The 16,869-nt window shown below is 69.6% G+C and carries 15 protein-coding genes; 5 read left to right on the top strand and 10 right to left on the bottom strand.

Annotated features, from left to right (window positions below; translation table 11 throughout):
* Window positions 1-13 precede the first annotated feature (13 nt).
* On the bottom strand, window positions 14-1,255 hold the full coding sequence (locus OG579_RS06135; RefSeq protein ID WP_408068804.1) for an acyl-CoA dehydrogenase family protein: 1,242 nt from the start codon (window positions 1,253-1,255) through the stop codon (window positions 14-16).
* A gap of 91 nt (window positions 1,256-1,346) precedes the next feature.
* Here OG579_RS06135 and OG579_RS06140 point away from each other — a divergent pair, with 91 nt between their 5' ends.
* Together OG579_RS06140 and OG579_RS06145 are read left to right on the top strand one after the other, a co-directional pair.
* Window positions 1,347-2,210, top strand: a complete 864-nt coding sequence (locus OG579_RS06140; RefSeq protein ID WP_328858455.1) for an LLM class flavin-dependent oxidoreductase — start codon at window positions 1,347-1,349, stop codon at window positions 2,208-2,210.
* Window positions 2,211-2,441: 231 nt separating this feature from the next.
* Window positions 2,442-2,645 carry a cold-shock protein gene (locus tag OG579_RS06145; protein ID WP_045823485.1) on the top strand — a complete coding sequence of 68 codons (204 nt, stop codon included), beginning with the start codon at window positions 2,442-2,444 and terminating at the stop codon, window positions 2,643-2,645.
* Window positions 2,646-2,725: 80 nt separating this feature from the next.
* Here the strand turns inward: OG579_RS06145 and OG579_RS06150 are convergent, their stop codons facing one another.
* The gene (locus tag OG579_RS06150) at window positions 2,726-3,679 is read right to left on the bottom strand and encodes an ROK family protein (RefSeq protein ID WP_328858456.1); all 954 of its coding nucleotides are present in this window, start codon (window positions 3,677-3,679) and stop codon (window positions 2,726-2,728) included.
* Between the two features lie 103 nt (window positions 3,680-3,782).
* On the opposite strand from OG579_RS06150, the gene OG579_RS06155 reads away from it, so the two are divergent.
* Window positions 3,783-5,885, top strand: a complete 2,103-nt coding sequence (locus OG579_RS06155; RefSeq protein WP_328858457.1) for a RecQ family ATP-dependent DNA helicase — start codon at window positions 3,783-3,785, stop codon at window positions 5,883-5,885.
* 26 nt (window positions 5,886-5,911) lie between these two features.
* On the opposite strand, the gene OG579_RS06160 is transcribed toward OG579_RS06155, so the two are convergent.
* The 3 genes from OG579_RS06160 to OG579_RS06170 form a co-directional block, all read right to left on the bottom strand.
* A complete protein-coding gene (locus OG579_RS06160; protein ID WP_328858458.1) occupies window positions 5,912-7,000 on the bottom strand; it encodes an NADH:flavin oxidoreductase/NADH oxidase in 1,089 nt (362 codons plus the stop codon).
* An 87-nt stretch (window positions 7,001-7,087) separates the two neighbouring features.
* Window positions 7,088-7,465, bottom strand: a complete 378-nt coding sequence (locus tag OG579_RS06165) for a cupin domain-containing protein (protein ID WP_045823489.1) — start codon at window positions 7,463-7,465, stop codon at window positions 7,088-7,090.
* 37 nt (window positions 7,466-7,502) lie between these two features.
* Window positions 7,503-8,630 (bottom strand): FAD-dependent oxidoreductase, encoded by a 1,128-nt coding sequence (locus tag OG579_RS06170; RefSeq protein WP_328858459.1) that lies wholly within the window; start codon window positions 8,628-8,630, stop codon window positions 7,503-7,505.
* Between the two features lie 61 nt (window positions 8,631-8,691).
* Between OG579_RS06170 and OG579_RS06175 the strand changes: the two genes are divergently transcribed.
* A complete protein-coding gene (locus OG579_RS06175) occupies window positions 8,692-9,264 on the top strand; it encodes a TetR/AcrR family transcriptional regulator (RefSeq protein WP_328858460.1) in 573 nt (190 codons plus the stop codon).
* A gap of 1 nt (window position 9,265) precedes the next feature.
* Here the strand turns inward: OG579_RS06175 and OG579_RS06180 are convergent, their stop codons facing one another.
* Entirely contained in the window at window positions 9,266-9,811 is a 546-nt protein-coding gene (locus OG579_RS06180; protein ID WP_328858461.1) for a hypothetical protein, read from the bottom strand.
* Between the two features lie 337 nt (window positions 9,812-10,148).
* Here OG579_RS06180 and OG579_RS06185 point away from each other — a divergent pair, with 337 nt between their 5' ends.
* On the top strand, window positions 10,149-10,625 hold the full coding sequence (locus OG579_RS06185) for an NUDIX hydrolase (protein ID WP_328858462.1): 477 nt from the start codon (window positions 10,149-10,151) through the stop codon (window positions 10,623-10,625).
* Between the two features lie 10 nt (window positions 10,626-10,635).
* Here OG579_RS06185 and OG579_RS06190 read toward each other — a convergent pair whose 3' ends face one another.
* The 4 genes from OG579_RS06190 to OG579_RS06205 all read right to left on the bottom strand — a co-directional run bounded on the left by OG579_RS06190 (window position 10,636) and on the right by OG579_RS06205 (window position 16,866).
* The gene (locus OG579_RS06190; RefSeq protein WP_328858463.1) at window positions 10,636-12,078 is read right to left on the bottom strand and encodes an alpha/beta hydrolase; all 1,443 of its coding nucleotides are present in this window, start codon (window positions 12,076-12,078) and stop codon (window positions 10,636-10,638) included.
* A 96-nt stretch (window positions 12,079-12,174) separates the two neighbouring features.
* Window positions 12,175-12,834 carry an isochorismatase family protein gene (locus OG579_RS06195; RefSeq protein ID WP_328858464.1) on the bottom strand — a complete coding sequence of 220 codons (660 nt, stop codon included), beginning with the start codon at window positions 12,832-12,834 and terminating at the stop codon, window positions 12,175-12,177.
* A 37-nt stretch (window positions 12,835-12,871) separates the two neighbouring features.
* Window positions 12,872-14,761 (bottom strand): hydantoinase B/oxoprolinase family protein, encoded by a 1,890-nt coding sequence (locus OG579_RS06200; RefSeq protein WP_328858465.1) that lies wholly within the window; start codon window positions 14,759-14,761, stop codon window positions 12,872-12,874.
* A gap of 47 nt (window positions 14,762-14,808) precedes the next feature.
* Window positions 14,809-16,866 carry a hydantoinase/oxoprolinase family protein gene (locus OG579_RS06205; protein WP_328858466.1) on the bottom strand — a complete coding sequence of 686 codons (2,058 nt, stop codon included), beginning with the start codon at window positions 16,864-16,866 and terminating at the stop codon, window positions 14,809-14,811.
* Window positions 16,867-16,869 lie beyond the last annotated feature (3 nt).

Below are 16,869 nucleotides of genomic sequence, written 5' to 3' on the forward strand. Positions count from 1 at the left end.
CGCGGTGAACCGATCAGCTGGTGGGACGCTTGCCGGCACTCCACGCGTACGGCAGGTCGTCGCCGTTGAGCTCGAACGCTCCGACCGCCTGCAGCTTGTAGATGAGCGGGTTGTGGGTGGCGATGGTCCGCGCGTTGCGCCAGTGCCGATCGAGACGCAGCCGCTCGGACACGATCGAGGCGCCGCCCACCTCGAACAGCTGCGTGGTGGCCTCGAGGACCTGTGGGATGACGGTGGCCTGCGCCTGCGACGACGCGAGTTCGGCCGCGTCGAGGAGGGCGTCGTCGAACTGCCCGCGGGTCTGCGCGTCGTCGAGCGCGGCGTCGAGGGTGTCGGCGACGGCGAGCACCGTGGCGCGCGCGGCGAAGGCGGCACTGGACAGGCGGCCGACCACCTGCTGGACCAACGGATCCTCGCGGGGCAGGTCGGCGGCGGCGTGGGTGTAGCTGCGGGTACGCGACCGCACCCAGTCGATCGCGTCGTCGGTCGCGCGGCGGGCGATGCCGGCGAGCACCGCGAGCTGCACCAACTGCAGGTACGAGGTGCCGTAGGTGCGGCCCGCCTGGCCGTAGCCGGCGCCCAGGAGGCGATCCTCCCCGACGCGGACGTCGGTGAACTCGGTTGTGCCGCTGGCGGTCAGGCGCTGGCCGAAGCCGTCCCAGTCGTCGTGCTGGCTCACGCCGTCGGCGTCACCGTCGACGAGCACCGACACCCGCTCGCCGTCGAGGTCGGCCGCGACGAGGATGTGGTCGGCGTAGAGGCTGCCGGTGCTGTAGTACTTCGTCCCGTTGACCACCAGCCCGTCACCGTCACGGCGCACGGTGGTGCGGTACCGGTCGACGGCCCCGACACCGGGCTCGGTGATGGCGTTGCCGACGAGTCGACCGTCGGCCACCGCCCGCAGCCAGCGTTCGCGCGCCTCGGTGTCGGTCGAGAGCCGCTGGTCCTCCACGAAGCTCCAGTGCACCCGAAGGGCCTGCGGCAGGTTCGATTCCGCGGCCGCGAGATCGATGAGCAACCGGAACAGCTGACGAACCGTCGCGCCCGAGCCGCCGAACTCGACCGGCACACGCAGCGCCCCGAATCCCGCCTCCTTGAGCCATCCCGCCTCGTCGAACGCGAGGCGGCGATCCACCTCGCGCTCGAGTGCACCCTCTGCGATGCGGGCGAAGACGGGTGCGAAGCGTGCGTCGAGATCGGCGTCGGACGTGGTGGTCGCGCTGGAGGCGAGAGAGCTGGTCACGCGGCCACTCAACTCCGGGCGCGCGGGCGCAGGAAGATCTGGACTCACGATGGGCCTAATCATCCGCACACCCCGAGCCGGCCGGGCGGTAGCGTCGGGACCCATGCGCCACGGAATCGCCATCCTGCCCGAACACCCCTGGCGCGAGGCCCGTCCACTGTGGGTCGAGGCCGAGGAACTCGGGTTCGATCACGCGTGGACCTACGACCACGTCGTGTGGGGCGGTCTCCCCGAATCGCGGTGGTTCGGGGCGATCCCCACCCTCACCGCCGCCGCGACGGCGACCTCGCGCATCGGGCTCGGCGTGTTCGTCGCGTCGCCCAACTACCGGCACCCCGCGCCGTTCGCGCGCGACCTGCAGGCGCTGGCCGACATCTCCGACGATCGACTCCTGCTCGGACTCGGTGCCGGTGGCGACCCCGACTCCACCCTCCTCGGCGGCCCGGCCCCCAGTCCCCGCGATCGCGTCGACCGCCTCCAGGAGTTCACCGATCTCCTCGACCGGGTGCTGTCGACCGACCACGTCACCACGAACGGACGGTGGTTCTCCACCACCGACATGCGACTGCGCGACGAGCCGATCCGACCTCGCAAACCGTTCCTGTTGGCGGGCAACGGCCCCCGATCGATCGACTACGCGGCACGCACAGGCGACGGCTGGATCACCACCGGACCGAAGGCCGACGACATCGAGGCGTGGTTCGCCGGCGTCGCGACCTCGGTGGGGCATCTCGAGGCGTCCCTGGAGCGGGCCGGTCGCGACCGAGCGTCGTTCCCGAGCTACCTGAGCATCGACACCTCACCCGCCGTCTCCCTGTCGAGCACCGAGCTCTACATCGAGATGGTCGGGCGGGCAGGGGAACTGGGCTTCAGCGACGTGATCTGTCACTGGCCGCGGGACACCGCGCCCTACGACGGCTCGCTCGAGGTGCTCCATGACATCGCCGACCGGGTCATCGGGAGGTGACACCGATCGGGTGTCGATGATTCCGCGACGCGCGGGCACATCGGGTTGACACGACCCCGCGTTACCTGTTGACTTGTCGTCGGTACAAGTTTTTGTGTTCGATAGTCGCTCGCAAGAATTTACACGCGAGGGCGTCGGGACATTCGCAAGATTTCCTTCCGCACCCGTAGTTGTAACCCGAGATGGCGTGAGCTGCGCCTTCTCGCACACTGGAAACAAAGGAAATCTCCCATGACTCAGGGAACTGTCAAGTGGTTCAACGCTGACAAGGGCTTCGGCTTCATCACCCCCGACGACGGCGGCAAGGATGTCTTCGTCCACTACAGCGAGATCCAGGGCGGCGGATTCCGCAGCCTGAACGAGAACGATCGCGTGAGCTTCGAGACCGAGCAGGGCAACAAGGGCCCGCAGGCCGTCGGCGTCACCGCGCTCTGATCTCCACCTGATCTCTTCCAGTCAGCCCCGTCCCGAACCGATCTCGATCGGTGGACGGGGCTGATTGCTGTTCGGGGTGCTCACCGCGCCGCGGGCAGCCGATCGGCCAGGTGGACGAAGGCCGCGGCGCCGGCGAGCGGCGCCTCGTCCTCCAGGCCGGCCTCGATCACCCGGACCCGTGACACGTAGTCCAACGGGTGTCGCGCGACGTGCGCCCCGATCCGGTCGATGAGATCCGGCGCCACCCGCGAGAACCCGCCCCCGATCGCGACGACCTCGATGTCGAGCAGCGCCGCGGCACTGCAGACGCCCTGGCCCACCAGCGCCGCCAACCGTTCCACGGCGCGCACCGCGACATCGTCGCCCGCGGCGAACGCGGCTGCCAACTCCTCACCGGTGGTCCCCGGCCACCCCTGGCCGCGAGCCCACGCCACGGTGTGCGGCCCCGAGGCGACCGATTCCAACGTCGTCCGACTCCCCAGGCTCAACTCCCCTGTCGCACCGGACACCTCGATCTGACCGATGTGCCCGGCATTGCCCGTGACGACCCGGCCGTCGAGTATGATGCCGCCGCCGATACCGGTCGAGATGACCATCCCGATCATGTTCGCCACACCGTGCGCCGCACCGACCCAGTGCGCGGCGAGCGCGATCGCCACGCCGTCGCGGTGGAACTCCAGCGGAACACCGGGTAGACGTTCGGCCTTGCGTGCGGCGATCACCGCGCGTAGCGGATGCTCGTGCCAGGCAGGGAGATTGATCGGGCTCACCGTTCCCGCCCGCTCGTCGATCGGCCCGGCGACACCGACCCCGACCCCCACGATCGAGTCCTCGGCGACCCCCGCGGCCGCCGCGCGATCGAGGGCACCGTCGACGACCTGGACCACCGACGTATCGAGCTCGGCCGCCGAGCGTTCTCCGCCGGTACCCGCCCGGCATCGCGTCGCACCGAGCACGGCGCCACGGTCGTCGACCAGCGCACCCTCCACCTTGGTCCCGCCGATGTCGATCGCCAGCGCCCACCGATCCGTCATGCGGCCCAGTCTCGCATCGCGACGTCCACCTGTGGACACAGAACATGGTGACCCCGGCGCCGGCACCGTCGGTGTCGTGCGTCGCCGGTAGCGTCGGAAGACGATGGACACCGAAGCGAACACCTGGACCACGGCACGCGCCGCCACCGCCACCACCGTCATCGAGGCCCTGGCCGGGCCGGGCGCCACCCTGCGCGAGGACCAGTTGACCGCGGTCTCGGCGCTCACGACACCGGGGTCGCGGGTCCTGGTGGTGCAGGCCACGGGCTGGGGCAAGTCGGCGGTGTACTGGGCGGCGACGGCCATCCTGCGCTCCGAGGGTGCCGGTCCGACGCTCATCGTCTCGCCCCTGCTGTCCCTGATGCGCGACCAGGTCGCCGCGGCCCACCGGGCGGGCCTGCGGGCGGCAACGGTCAACTCCGCCAACATCGGTGACTGGTCGGCCATCGAGGACGATCTCCGCAGCGGTGCGCTCGACGTGTTGTTGGTGTCGCCCGAACGCCTCGCCAACCCCGGCTTCGGTCGTCGGGTCCTCGACGCCGTCGCCGACACCCTCGGCCTGCTGGTGATCGACGAGGCGCACGCCATCTCCGACTGGGGCCATGATTTCCGTCCCGACTACCGCCGCGTCGCCGATGTCCTCAAGACGGTGAATCCCGCGATGCCGGTGTTGGCGACCACCGCCACCGCCAACGCCCGCGTCACCGACGACGTCGCCGGTCAGCTCGGTTCGGCCACCCTGGTGCTGCGCGGCCCCCTGGCGCGACGCTCGTTGCAGCTCAACGTTCTCGACGCGATGACGCCGATCGAGCGTTACGGCTGGGTGGTCGACCACATCGACCGGCTGCCCGGATCGGGCATCGTCTACGTGCTCACCGTCGCCGACGCGCAGCGGCTCGTCGACGCGATCGTCGCGGTGCACGGTGAGGGGATCGGTGTCGCCGCCTACACCGGGCAGCTCGATGCCGATCGTCGGCACGTCCTCGAGGACGGTCTGCGGGACAACGACCTCAAGGCGTTGGTCGCGACGTCGGCGCTCGGGATGGGCTACGACAAGCCCGATCTCGGGTTCGTCGTGCACGTCGGTTCGCCTCCGTCGCCGGTGTCGTATTACCAGCAGGTCGGTCGTGCCGGGCGCGCCATCGACGACGCCGTGGTGGCGCTGCTGCCATCCGGGGCGGACGCCGGAATCTGGGACCACTTCGCGACCGCGACGATCCCCGACCCGAAGCAGATGGCGGCGGTGCTCGACGAACTCGACCGCTCCGACGAGGCGCCGTCGGCGATCGCGATCGAGGCCTCGACCGGGATCCGGCGTACGCGAGTGGAGTTGATGCTCAAGCAGCTCGCGGTCGACGGCGCCGTCGACCGCGTCGACGGCGGGTGGCGATCGACGGGCACGCCGTGGTCCTACGACGCCGAGCACTACGACGGGATCATCGACACACGCCGTCGCGAGGCCGACATCATGCGCGCCTACACCCGCGGCGAACGCTGCCTGATGGCGCTGCTCGTGGAATCCCTCGACGACCCGGAGGTCGCCGCCTGCGGCCGGTGCTCGGTGTGTCGCGGAGCCCTGTCCGACGGCCTCACGGCGGCCGCCGATCCTGAGACGGTGCGCGCGGTGTCGGCCACCCTACGCTCGGGTGCCCACGATCTCGACCCGCGGAAGATGTGGCCGGGCGGTGCTTTCGGCGCCAAGGGACGCATTCCCGGCCATCTCGCGACCGAACCGGGGAAGGTCCTGGTCCACGCGGATGCACCGGAGTGGACCGACACCCTGACCGCGGCGCGCCGCGGTGACGCCGATGCCCTCGGGGAGATCTCCGCGGCGGCCGTGGCGGCTCTGTCGGCGTGGCGCACCACCTGGGTGCAGCGGCCCGAGATCGCGGTGTCCCTCACCACCGGCGGATCGGGACGGTCGATCGCCGACCACGTGGCCGACCACCTCGCGTCGGTCGGTTCGTTGGACCGCGCGACGCAACCGATCGACACCTCGGGCGATCCGGGTCGTGACGCGTCCGGCGCCGACGAGGCCGCCCACTGGCGGGCGGCGATGCAACCGGCGCCCGACGTGGCGGGCAGAACTGTTCTGCTCGTGGTCGATTCGTCACGGTCGGGGTGGCCCATCACCGTGGCGGGCGCGCACCTGCGTGACGCCGGCGCCGCGGCGGTCCTCCCGCTGCTCATCCACCGACCGGCCTGACCGGGCCCCGGCCCGACACGACACCGTCAGTCGCGCCAGGCGCCCCGCTGGTACTGCGGCCGGTACGGCGCGTCGTGGTGTCCGATGCCGAGTTCGTGGGCGGCGCGCAGCGGCCAGGCCGGGTCACGGAGTGCACCACGGGCGAGGAACACCGCGTCGGCCTGTCCGGTGGCCAGGATCGTCTCGGCCTGCTGCGGGTCGGTGATCATCCCGACGGCGGCGGTCGCGATCTGGGCCCCACCGCGGATCCGGGCGGCGAACTCGACCTGGTAACCCGGCCCGACCGGGATGTCGGCGATCACGTTGCCGCCGGTCGATGCGTCGACGAGGTCGACGCCGTGCTCACGCAGCATCTCGGCGAGCGTCACCGAATCCTCGGCGCTCCAGCCACCCTCGGTCCAGTCGGTCGCGGAGATGCGGAACAGCACCGGCACCGCGTCACCGACCGCGGCGCGCACTGCGTCGGCGATCTCGATCGCGAGTCGGGTGCGGCCGGCGACGTCGCCGCCGTAGGCGTCGTCGCGGTGATTCGACAGCGGCGAGAGGAACTCGTGGATCAGGTAGCCGTGGGCGGCGTGGATCTCGACGGTGTCGAAGCCGGCCGACGATGCCCGCCGGGCCGCGTCGCCGAATGCCGTCACCACGTCCCCGATCTCGTCGACGGTGAGCGCTCTCGGGGTGGCGTACCCGTCGAAGGCGACGGCCGACGGTGCCACCGCCTCCCAGCCACCCTCGGACTCCGGAACCGAACCCTCGCCATCGGCGAACGGCGAGTAGGTCGAGGCCTTGCGGCCCGCGTGCGCGAGCTGGACACCGATGAGCGAGTCCTGGGTGTGCACGAAATCGGTGACTCGACGCCACGCGGTGGCCTGCTCGTCGTTCCACAGACCCGCGTCCTCGGGGCTGATACGCCCGTCGGCGGTCACCGCGGCCGCCTCGGTCATGATCAGTCCGAAGCCACCGATGGCGTGCGATCCGAGATGCACGAGATGCCAGTCGGTGGGCACGCCGTCGCGGGCGAAGCAGCTGTACTGGCACATCGGCGACAGCCAGACACGGTTGGGGACGGTCAGCGATCGCAGGGTGAGGGGCTCGAACAGCGCGGGGGTGGTCACGGGAGAGATCAACGACGGCCGGGGCGACGATCATTCCGCCTGTGAGGGATCTCCCCTCGGACGTCCCCGCCGGGTGCGCCTGCGATCTCAGGCGTCGGCCCGGAACCCCACATCGGTGTCGTCGGCGAGCACGACGTAGGCGCGGCGCCACGCGGTGTCGGGGTCGAGATGCCACACGTGACCCGTGCCGGTGGTGTCCTCGGCCAGCAGCACCACCCCCGGGCGGAGCGTGAAGCCCTCGTCGTCGCGGGTCCGGAAGTGCAGCACGCCGCTGAGCGTGATGACGAGCTGGCGTCGCGGCGCCGGGTGCCACCCGAGGTCGGCCCCGGGAGCGGTCTCGGCGAAGTGCACACTCGTCGCCGACGCCGTGCTACTGGTGAGGTGCTCCGGGTGGAGGTCGATGACCCCGCGTTCGGTGTGCGAGTCACCGTCTTCGCCGGTCCACAGACGCCAGGTCTCGATCACGACTCTCCCCTTCGGACGACACTCGGGTGCGACGCGGTCAACGATAGGCGAGCTCCGAGATCTCCATCGCGATGCGGTGTCGGATGGGTGGGACGCTCAGGCCGGCGCGGATGACGGTGTTGCGGACGGCCCGGGCACCGGTCACGTCGACGGTCGCCGCGCGGGTCATCCGGTCGGTGAGTCGCAACACGCGGCGGGCAACCGGGCGACGACGGCGTTCGTAGGAGTCCGGATCGACTCCCGTGGTGAGGATCTCGGCGAGCACCAGCGCGTCCTGGATCCCGGTGTTCATCCCTTGCCCGCCTGCCGGCGAGTGGACGTGTGCGGCGTCGCCGGCCAGGAAGACCACGCCACGACGGTAGCTCTCGGCCAGACGGTGGTGGACCCGGAACCGACCGCTCCAGGCGACGTCCCCGACCTCCGCGGCGCCCGCGCGAGCGCGCAGCAACGACTCGATGTCGGCGCCGGCGGGGTGCTCGGACGGATCATCGGCCGTCGCGACGACGCGAAAGCGGTTGTCGGGCAGTGGCGCGACGACCGCGAGACCCTCGGGTGCGAAGGTCAACGACACGGTGTCGCGGGGAACCGGCCACGCCATCGACACGTCGGCGAGGACGAACGACTGCTCGTACCCCGATCCGGGGAAGCCGATCGCGACGGCGTCGCGCACCGCGCTGCGCATTCCGTCGGCACCGATCACCGCATCGAACCGCGTCGTCCGCGACACACCCGCGGGATCGCGCAGGCGGGCGTGCCCGTCGGCGTCGAGATCGTCGAGTCGGGTGTTCCACTCGACCGCGACACCGCTCTCGGCGAGCCGGTCGCGCAGGATCGCCTCGGTGTCGGCCTGGGAGATCATCGCGGTGAACGGGTAGTCGGTGCGCAGCGTCGAGAAATCGAGCTGCGCAATCGAGTTCGACCCGTCACGGATGTCGAAGCGGGGCACGCGTACGGCGCGTGCGAGGATCCGACGCGTCACGTCCACCGCCTCGAGCACCTCGAGGGTCCGAGGGTGCACCACCGCGGCGCGGGAGGTGTTGGCCCCCTCGCTCGCGGCGTCGACGATCCGGACGGTCACACCGCGTGCCGCCAGAGCCGTTGCCGCGGTCAGGCCGGTCGGGCCCGCGCCGACCACCAGAACCGACGACCGCATAGAAGTCAACATGCGTTGACTTTAGCTTCGGTCCACCGCCGGAGTCAACGGTCGTTGACATACACTTCTTCCCATGCCCGATCCGACCACTCGCGGCGACACCGCCCGCAACGCCGAGCGCACACGCGCCGCGCTGATGTCGGCGGCTCGGCGTCGATTCGCCTCCGAGGGATTCGCCGCGACGACCGTGCGGGCGGTCGCGGGCGACGTCGGCGTGGATCCCGCGCTGGTGATGCGCTACTTCGGCAGCAAGCGCGGTCTCTACGAGGCGGCGACGTCGGTCGACCTCCACCTGCCCGACTTCACCGAGGTCCACCGGCGCCGCCTCGGCGCGGTGATCGTCGAGACGTTCCTGGACCGCTGGGAGGGCCCGCACGGCGAGTCCTTGCAACTCCTGCTGGCGTCAGCGGCCACGGAACCGGCTGCGGCCGAACAGATGCGGACCATCTTCGCCGCGCAGGTGCGGCCGGCGGTCGACGCGGCGGGCGCCGACAGCGACGTATCGGTCGAGGTGATCGCCTCGACCCTCATCGGTATGGCGATGATGCGCTATGTGCTGCGCGTCCCCAGCATCGTCGACCTCACTCCGGCACAGGTGGTGTCGATGTACGGCCCGGCACTGCAACGCCTGCTGGCCCGGCGCTGATTCAGAGCTGGGGCCCCTTGGCCCGAAGGGTGTCCACGGAGTCCATCGCCTCCCGCAGTTCGGCGAGCCAGGCCTCGGTGTGCTCACCGACGAGCTTCACCGACCACACCACCGCGTCGGCACGCGACCGCGCCACGCCGGCGTCGACGAGGGTGTCGAGGACCTGCCGCTCGGACTGACGCAACCGCGTCATCACCGGAACGGCCAGATGGGTGAACAGGATTCGCTGCTCGCCGACCTGCACGCCCCACGACACCTTCCGGGCGTACCGGGCCTGAGCTTCGTCGGCGATGGTCATCCGCTGCTCACGGGTGTCCTCGCGGAACCGGGAGGCACGCCCTTCTGCGGCCGCGCTGCCCCCGTCACCGTTCGGCGCCGTCAGGGTGCCGACGACGGTGATCTCGTCACGATCGACGACGACCTCGGGCGCGCCGTCGAACCATTCGTCGGGCAGACGCCCGACGAACCATGCCGATGCGTCGCTCGCATCGGGCAGTTCGGCCTGTTGCCATCCGCCACGACGACCGCCGCGGTTGTGTTCCTTCATGTCTCCACTCCTTCGTTGGGTGATTACATGATTACATGATTACATGCTTACACACCACCTCGCCGTGGCTTCGCTCACAGCAGACCCCAGTTGGGCACGTAACGACCGCAGCTGGGCACGTAACGACCACAGTTGGGCACGAGATCACCGAGGCAGCCGACCCACCGGGACCGACGTGCCGTCGGGTGTCCAACCGGGGCATTGACGTGCCCAACCGGCGGGTTCAGGTGCCCAACTGGCGGGTTTACGTGCCCAACTGGCGGGTTTGCGTGCCCAATCGAGGGCCGGGACCGCACGTGAACGGTCATGTCGGGCGCGGCCGAATACAGTCGGCGCCATGCCCACTCCCGATTTCATCCTCGATCTCCGTGAACGGATCGGTCATGCACCCCTGTGGTTGTCCGGGGTGACCGCGGTCGTCCTCCGAGACGGGCACGTCCTGCTGGTCAAGCGCAGCGACAACGGGGCCTGGACCCCGGTCACCGGCATCATCGACCCCGGCGAGGAACCGGCCGTCGCGGCGGTGCGCGAGGTGCTCGAGGAGGCCGGGTGCGTGGTGGAACCCGAGCGGTTGGCCTCGACGCACGTGACGAAGCCGGTGACCTATCCCAACGGCGACGTGTCGCAGTACCTCGATCTGACGTTCCGGATGCGGTGGGTGTCGGGCGAACCGACGGTCAGCGACGACGAGAACACCGACTGCGGGTGGTTCCCGCTCGACGATCTACCGACCATGTCCGACGAGATGACCTACCGGCTCGACGCCGCCGTCGCCGACCGTCCCGACGCGCAGTTCCGCACCGGGCCGGCCTGACCTCGACGCGTCAGTTGACCGGCGCGCAGGTCGGCACCGCGGACGTGCTCGCAGCGGGGCTTGCCGACGGGTCGACCGAGGCGCACACCGGCGTGCTCGCCGGAGCCGAGGCAGGGGTCGACGCGTTCGACGGAGCCGGAGCGGCCGACGGGGTGGTGCTGACCGAGGACTCTGACGACGGTGCCGACGACGACGGCGCGGCCGACGATGACGCCGACGACGAGGCGGGCGAGGAGGACGAACTCGTCGACGGGGCGGCCGACGCACTGCTCGACGGCGCGGACGACGCCGCCGAGGAGGAGGACGCCGCCGACGACGACGCCGAGGCGATCCGCGCGGCGGCGAGCACCGTGGTCTTGTTCGTGACCGGCGGCGCGGCCTTCATGCCCTCGATGACGCTGGTCTTGCCTGCCTGCAGGGCACGGTTCCAGTTGTCCCAGTCGTGTCCGCCGTAGTTCGGGATGGTGATGACCGAGACGCCGGCCTGCGCGGCCTGCAGCTGGAAGAGCACCGTCGAGACCGCCGAGAGCGCCTCGAGCAGGATGGCACTGATCTGATCGGCGGGCTTGAGCTTGGCCATCTCCTGCGGCGACAGGAAGGCGTTGCCGGAGGAGACGATCAGGACCTGACCGTTCTCCTTGAGCTTGGCGAGGTTCTGCGAGGCGTCGTTCTGCTGCCACTGCGCGCTGCCCGGCGCACCCCACATGTTGATGATGCCGTTGGTGTAGTTCGACACCATCGTCTGTGTCGCGAAGACACCGAGCGCGCCCAGCGGGTTGTTGGTCTGGTAGTACCCCGACATGGCCTGCACGACCTTGAACTGCTCGGGATGCTTCTCGGCCAACGTCACCGCGGGACCGGCCGACATCGACAGACCGACGATCGCGTTCCCGCTCTTGGCGACACCGAACTCACGGTTGAGGTAATCGGGCAGCTCCGAGGTCAGGAAGGTCTCCTGCTTGATCGGGGTGTTCGCCGCGCCGGCGCCACCGTTCCAGTCGGTGTAGAACGACGACGCGCCACCGACCGGCATCACCAGCGTGGTGTCGGACTTGCCGTCGTAGACCTTGGCGGCCTGCACGTCGGTGGTCCAGGCCGAACGGTCGTCGCGGGCGCGCATACCGTCGAGCAGGTAGACGCCCTGGGTGCTGGTGTTCGAGGCGCGGATCTGCACGATGACCCACCGGTTGTTCGACGGCGACCACACCTTGCAGTTCTGGACGTAGTTGCCCGACGAATCCCACGTGCAGCCGGGGCGCAGCTTCTCCGGGTGTCCGATGAGCGCGCCCGCCTTGTTGTTGCTGACCAGCAGTGTGGCGAGCGCGAACAGGACGACACACACCGCGAGGACGATGGCCACCGGGCGAAGCACCGCCGGTCGCAGCCATGCCGGTCGCGTCGCGGCGCCCGAGGAGTCGGGTGCCGGGAAGTGGTCGGTGGGGATCCAAGCCATGCGTGGTGTCCTTCGAGATAGAGAACGCGTCGCACCTATCTCGTCGCGAGCCCGCAGAACGTTACCGACGAGATCGACACACCCTCCGCCCGCGGGTCAGCCGGTGGCGGTCCCCGCGAGCAACGACACGGCACGCTCGAGGTCGACGACGTCGGCGTACTTCGCCTGCAGGTCCATGAGGTTGGCGGCCTGGATCTCCGCCGTGCGGTCGCCGCAGGCGTCGGCGACGACGATCGGACGGAACCCGAGCTGCAGGGCGTCGGTCGCGGTCGCGCGGACGCAGCCGCTCGTCGACAGGCCACAGATCACGAGGGTGTCGATCCCCCGCGAACGCAGGGTCGCCGCGAGCGACGTTCCGCTGAACGCACTCGCGTACTGCTTGGTCACCACCACCTCGGCCCCGACCGGCCGCGGGTCGTCGACGAAGTCGGCCAGCGGCGAATTCTCGGCGAACACCCGCAGCGACGGGATCTTCTCGACGAACAGTCCGCCGTCGACGATCTCCCCGGTGTCGGGGTCGACGCGATAGCTCACGCGGGTGAAGACGACGGGGACCGACAACTCACGCGCGGCCGCGACCAGGCGGGCCGACGCCGCCACCGACGACTCCACCGGCGCACGCAGCGGCGAGGAGTCGTCGACATAGGCGCGGGCGAGGTCGATGGCCAGGACCGCGGGCCGCGCACCGAACCCCACCGAGCCAGCGAAACCGGACCGTCGGTAGTCGTCGAGCGGGTCGGCCCCCTCGGTGGTCATCGCGCCGCAGACCGGGCCACGCTCACCGGCGGCGCGCTCACCGGGCCGCCGACTTCGCGACGCTCACCGGCGGACGTGGGGCCGGCAGACCGGTCTCGGCCTCGCAGCGTTCCAGGATCTCCGGGATCGACGGACCCATGTCGAAGGTCTGCAGGGCACCGCGCCCGGCACGGATCTCGCCGCGACGGGAGTCGGTCGCCGCGGAGTCGACGACACCGCGCTCGTCGCACACCACCCCGTAGCCACCGACGGCCCCGTCCACGGTGACCAGTCCGCGGCGCACCTCGAGGGCGACCAACTCCGGATCGCGCTCGAGGGGATCGCCCCATCCCCCGCCACCCCAGGTGACGAAGTGCAGTACGTCACCGGGATACACCGGTGCGTCGTGGATCTTGCTGGGCAGGATGTCGACGTCGCCGTTCGCACGCACGATCCACTTGCGGCCGCGCGCACCGGGCTTGCCGCCGTTCACGCCCCACGGATAGGTCAGCCAGCGGTCGTCGTGGATGGCGATCGTGCCCGGCTGCTCGAAGTGGTAGGCCACGTCGACGCCGTTGCCGCCGCGGTGCACGCCCGCTCCGCCGGTGTCGGGCAACGTCTCCCACCGCTCGACCCGCAGTGGATAGTACGACTCGAGGTACTCGCAGGGGATGTTGACGAACGACGGCCACAGCGAGTGGCCGTCCGGGCCGTCACCGATCGGGCGGCCGGGGATACCGCCGAAGCCGATGGAGTACAGCTGGAACCACTCTCCGTCGCGTGGACCGCCGTCGTAGTGGCCGGAGTACATGAAGTGCGGTGACGACGAGAACCCGGCGGCGTTGAGGATCTCCGGGTTGTTCTGTCCGAGAAGCCCTCCGAACAGGTCGAAGACGCGACCGATGCCGTGGTTGCGGCCGTTGAGCGCCGCCGGGTAGGCCGGTTTCCAGAACGAGTTGTCCGGGATCGTCACGTCGATGAGCGGATAGAACCCGTCGTTCCACAGGATCTGCGGGTCGGCGATGGTGATCACGTAGATGCCGAAGAACATCCGGACGAGATTCTCGTTGATGAAGTAGTTGATCGGCCCCACCGCCTGCGGCGCGTGTTCGGAGAAGTCGAGGTGGATCTTCTCTCCGTGACGGGTCAGTTTGATGGTCAGTTCGTAGGGGCCGTAACCACATCCGTCGTCGCAGATGTAGTCGCTGAACTCGATGGTCTCGCCGTCGACGAACAACGTCGCGAGCAGCACCTTCATGGCCTGGTAGTTGCGGTCGAGCAGGGCGTCGAGAGCCGAGAGGTACACCTCGACGCCGAACCGGTCGCACAGCTCGACGATGCGTCGCGACGCTGTGGTGCACGCCGCGACCAGACCGTTGAGGTCGGCGCGGTTCCAGTCGGGCATGCGCACCTGGTTGAGGATGATGTCGAGCGCGGTCTCGTTGAGCGTGCCCTGGTCGTAGAGCTTGAACGGCGGGATCACCACGCCCTCTTCGAAGATGGTGCGCGCATCGGCGGGCATCGACGACGGCGTCTTGCCTCCCACGTCGGACATGTGGCCGAACATCGACGACCACCCGACGACCCGCCCGCTGTGGAAGATCGGCAGCACGATGAGCCAGTCGTTGGCGTGGCTGATGGCGGCGCCGCACGCGTACGGGTCGGAGGTGAGCAGGATGTCGCCGTCGCCGACGGTCCCGTCGAAGTTGTCGAGGAAGTCGGGAACCGACAGTCCGAACTGACCGACGACCATCTTGCCGCTGGGGTCGGCGATGAGCGGGAACTCGTCGTGCTGTTCCCGGATGCCCGGTGACAGCGCGGTGCGAAACAGCACCTCGTCCATCTCGTAGCGGGCGTTGCGCAGAGCATTCTCGATGATGTCGAGGGTGACCGGGTCGACCGTGGTCTTCTCGACAGGGTCGGTGGCGGTTTCGATGATGGTGGCCATCGTGGTTCTCCTGTGGTGGGAGGGGAGGTGTGTCGGTGCGGGGAGGGTCAGACCGGTCGGATGATGAGGCTGCCGCTGGGATCGACGGTGGCGGCGTGGCCGGAGAGCACCAGGGTGGTGGAGTCCATCTCGGTGACGATGGCCGGACCGGTGATCACGTTGCCCGCCAGCAGTTTCGCGCGATCGTAGATACCGGCGGTCGTGTGGGCGCCGTCCATCCACACCTGCGAGGAGTTCAGCAGCGCCGCCGAGGGATCCTCGGACCCCTGGTCCAGTTCGGTCCATGCCACCTCGGGGCGGGGACCGCTCACGGTGACGCGCAGGTTGATGACCTCACGCTCATTCTTGAGCAGGAATGAGAACAACCGCTTGTGCTCGGTGTCGAAGGCGGTGCCCAACTCCGCCAGCAGGTCTCCGCCGGCGGTCAGCACATCGGGATCGAGGTCGACGGGGATCTCGAATCCCTGTCCGTGGTAGCGCAGGTCGACCTGATAGGTCGCCGTCTGTTCGGCGCGCGGCACCCCCTCGGTCTCGAGCCGTTCGGTGGCCACCTCGGCGAGATCGGATATCACCGAACGCAGTTCGCCGCTGTCGAGTTCGTTGAAGGCCCGCACCAGGGTGCGCGCGCTCTCGGCACGCAGACAGGTCGTGGCGTCACCGTAGGCGCACAGCACCCCGGGTGACGGCGGGATGATGACCGGCCAGGCACCGGTGAGGCGGCCGAGTGCGTTGGCGTGCAGGGGTCCCGCGCCACCGAACGACACCAGCGCGAAATCACGCGGGTCGTAGCCCTGTTGGACACTGACGAGTCGCAGCGCGCCGAACATGTTCTCGTTGACGATGTCGATCACTCCGGACGCCGCCGCCTCCGGGGAGTCGAGACCCATGGCGTCGGAGATCGTCGCGACCGCGGTGCGGGCGGCGTCGACGTCGAGCGTCACCTCGCCGCCGGCGAGGTCGCTGGGCAGATAACCGAGCACGACGTTGGCGTCGGTGACCGTCGGCTCGGTGCCGCCGTTGCCGTAGGCGGCCGGGCCGGGATCGGCACCGGCCGACTGCGGTCCGACGCGCAGGGCCTTGGTCAGCTCCGGCACGTGGGCGACCGAACCGCCGCCGGCGCCGACGGTGCGGACGTCGACGCTGGTCGCACGCACCGCGAGGTCGCCCACCTTCGTCTCACGACCGATCCGGGGTTGACCGTCGAGGACCAGCGCGACGTCGGTGGAGGTGCCGCCCATGTCGAACGTGAGGAAGTCGGAATACCCGGCCTGCTGGGCGAACCACACCGCGCCGGTGACGCCGCCGGCCGGACCCGAGAGCAGCAGCGACACGGGGTCCTCGGCGGCCTTGCCCGCCTGCACCAGGCCGCCGTCGCTGCGCAGGATCGACAGCGGGGCATTGATCCCCTTCTCCTTGAGCGACGAGTCGAGGTTTCTGACGTAGCGCGAGACCTCGGGCTGCACATAGCTGTTGGCGACGGTGGTCAGTGTGCGTTCGTACTCGCGCATCTCCGGCAACACGTGCGACGACAACGAGATCGGGATGTCGGGCAGCTCCTCGGCGACCCACCTGCCGACCTGCTCCTCGTGGGCGCTGTTGGCGTAGGAGTTGATGAGCGACACCGTGATCGCCTCGACGTCGGCGCCTTTGAGCTTGCGCAGTTCGGCGCGGGTCTGCTGCTCGTCGAGCGGGGTGATCTCACCACCGTCGGCGCCGATGCGGCCGACCACCTGCACGGTGTGTTCGAGCTTGGCCAACGGCTCGGGTTTCGGCCAGATGATCCAGCCCGCGAGTCCACCCGGGACGAACGATCGTGCGATCTGCAGGACCTGGCGGAAGCCGTCGGTGGTCACCAACCCCACACGGGCGCCACGGCCCTGCAGGATCGCATTGGTCGCGACGGTGGTCCCGTGCAGCACCTGATCGATCTGTCCCGGGTCGATGCCGGCATCGGTGCACACCTTGGTGACGCCGTTGAGGACTCCGACGGACTGGTCGGCCGGCGTCGACGGGGTCTTCGCGCGGAAGGTGCTCCCCGAGGTCTCCTCCAGCAGCAGCACATCGGTGAACGTGCCGCCGACGTCCACTCCGAGTCGGTATCGCATGGG

Source organism: Williamsia herbipolensis (assembly GCF_036153515.1).
Taxonomy (GTDB): Bacteria; Actinomycetota; Actinomycetes; order Mycobacteriales; family Mycobacteriaceae; genus Williamsia_A; species Williamsia_A herbipolensis.

Excerpts from the sequence above, each read along its gene's own strand:
- OG579_RS06140 (WP_328858455.1), top strand. The coding sequence starts at position 1,347 with ATGCGCCACGGAATCGCCATCCTGCCCGAACACCCCTGGCGCGAGGCC.
- OG579_RS06145 (WP_045823485.1), top strand. The coding sequence starts at position 2,442 with ATGACTCAGGGAACTGTCAAGTGGTTCAACGCTGACAAGGGCTTCGGC.
- OG579_RS06150 (WP_328858456.1), bottom strand. The coding sequence starts at position 3,679 with ATGACGGATCGGTGGGCGCTGGCGATCGACATCGGCGGGACCAAGGTG.
- OG579_RS06155 (WP_328858457.1), top strand. The coding sequence starts at position 3,783 with ATGGACACCGAAGCGAACACCTGGACCACGGCACGCGCCGCCACCGCC.
- OG579_RS06170 (WP_328858459.1), bottom strand. The coding sequence starts at position 8,630 with ATGTTGACTTCTATGCGGTCGTCGGTTCTGGTGGTCGGCGCGGGCCCG.
- OG579_RS06175 (WP_328858460.1), top strand. The coding sequence starts at position 8,692 with ATGCCCGATCCGACCACTCGCGGCGACACCGCCCGCAACGCCGAGCGC.
- OG579_RS06180 (WP_328858461.1), bottom strand. The coding sequence starts at position 9,811 with ATGAAGGAACACAACCGCGGCGGTCGTCGTGGCGGATGGCAACAGGCC.
- OG579_RS06185 (WP_328858462.1), top strand. The coding sequence starts at position 10,149 with ATGCCCACTCCCGATTTCATCCTCGATCTCCGTGAACGGATCGGTCAT.
- OG579_RS06190 (WP_328858463.1), bottom strand. The coding sequence starts at position 12,078 with ATGGCTTGGATCCCCACCGACCACTTCCCGGCACCCGACTCCTCGGGC.
- OG579_RS06195 (WP_328858464.1), bottom strand. The coding sequence starts at position 12,834 with ATGACCACCGAGGGGGCCGACCCGCTCGACGACTACCGACGGTCCGGT.
- OG579_RS06200 (WP_328858465.1), bottom strand. The coding sequence starts at position 14,761 with ATGGCCACCATCATCGAAACCGCCACCGACCCTGTCGAGAAGACCACG.
- OG579_RS06205 (WP_328858466.1), bottom strand. The coding sequence starts at position 16,866 with ATGCGATACCGACTCGGAGTGGACGTCGGCGGCACGTTCACCGATGTG.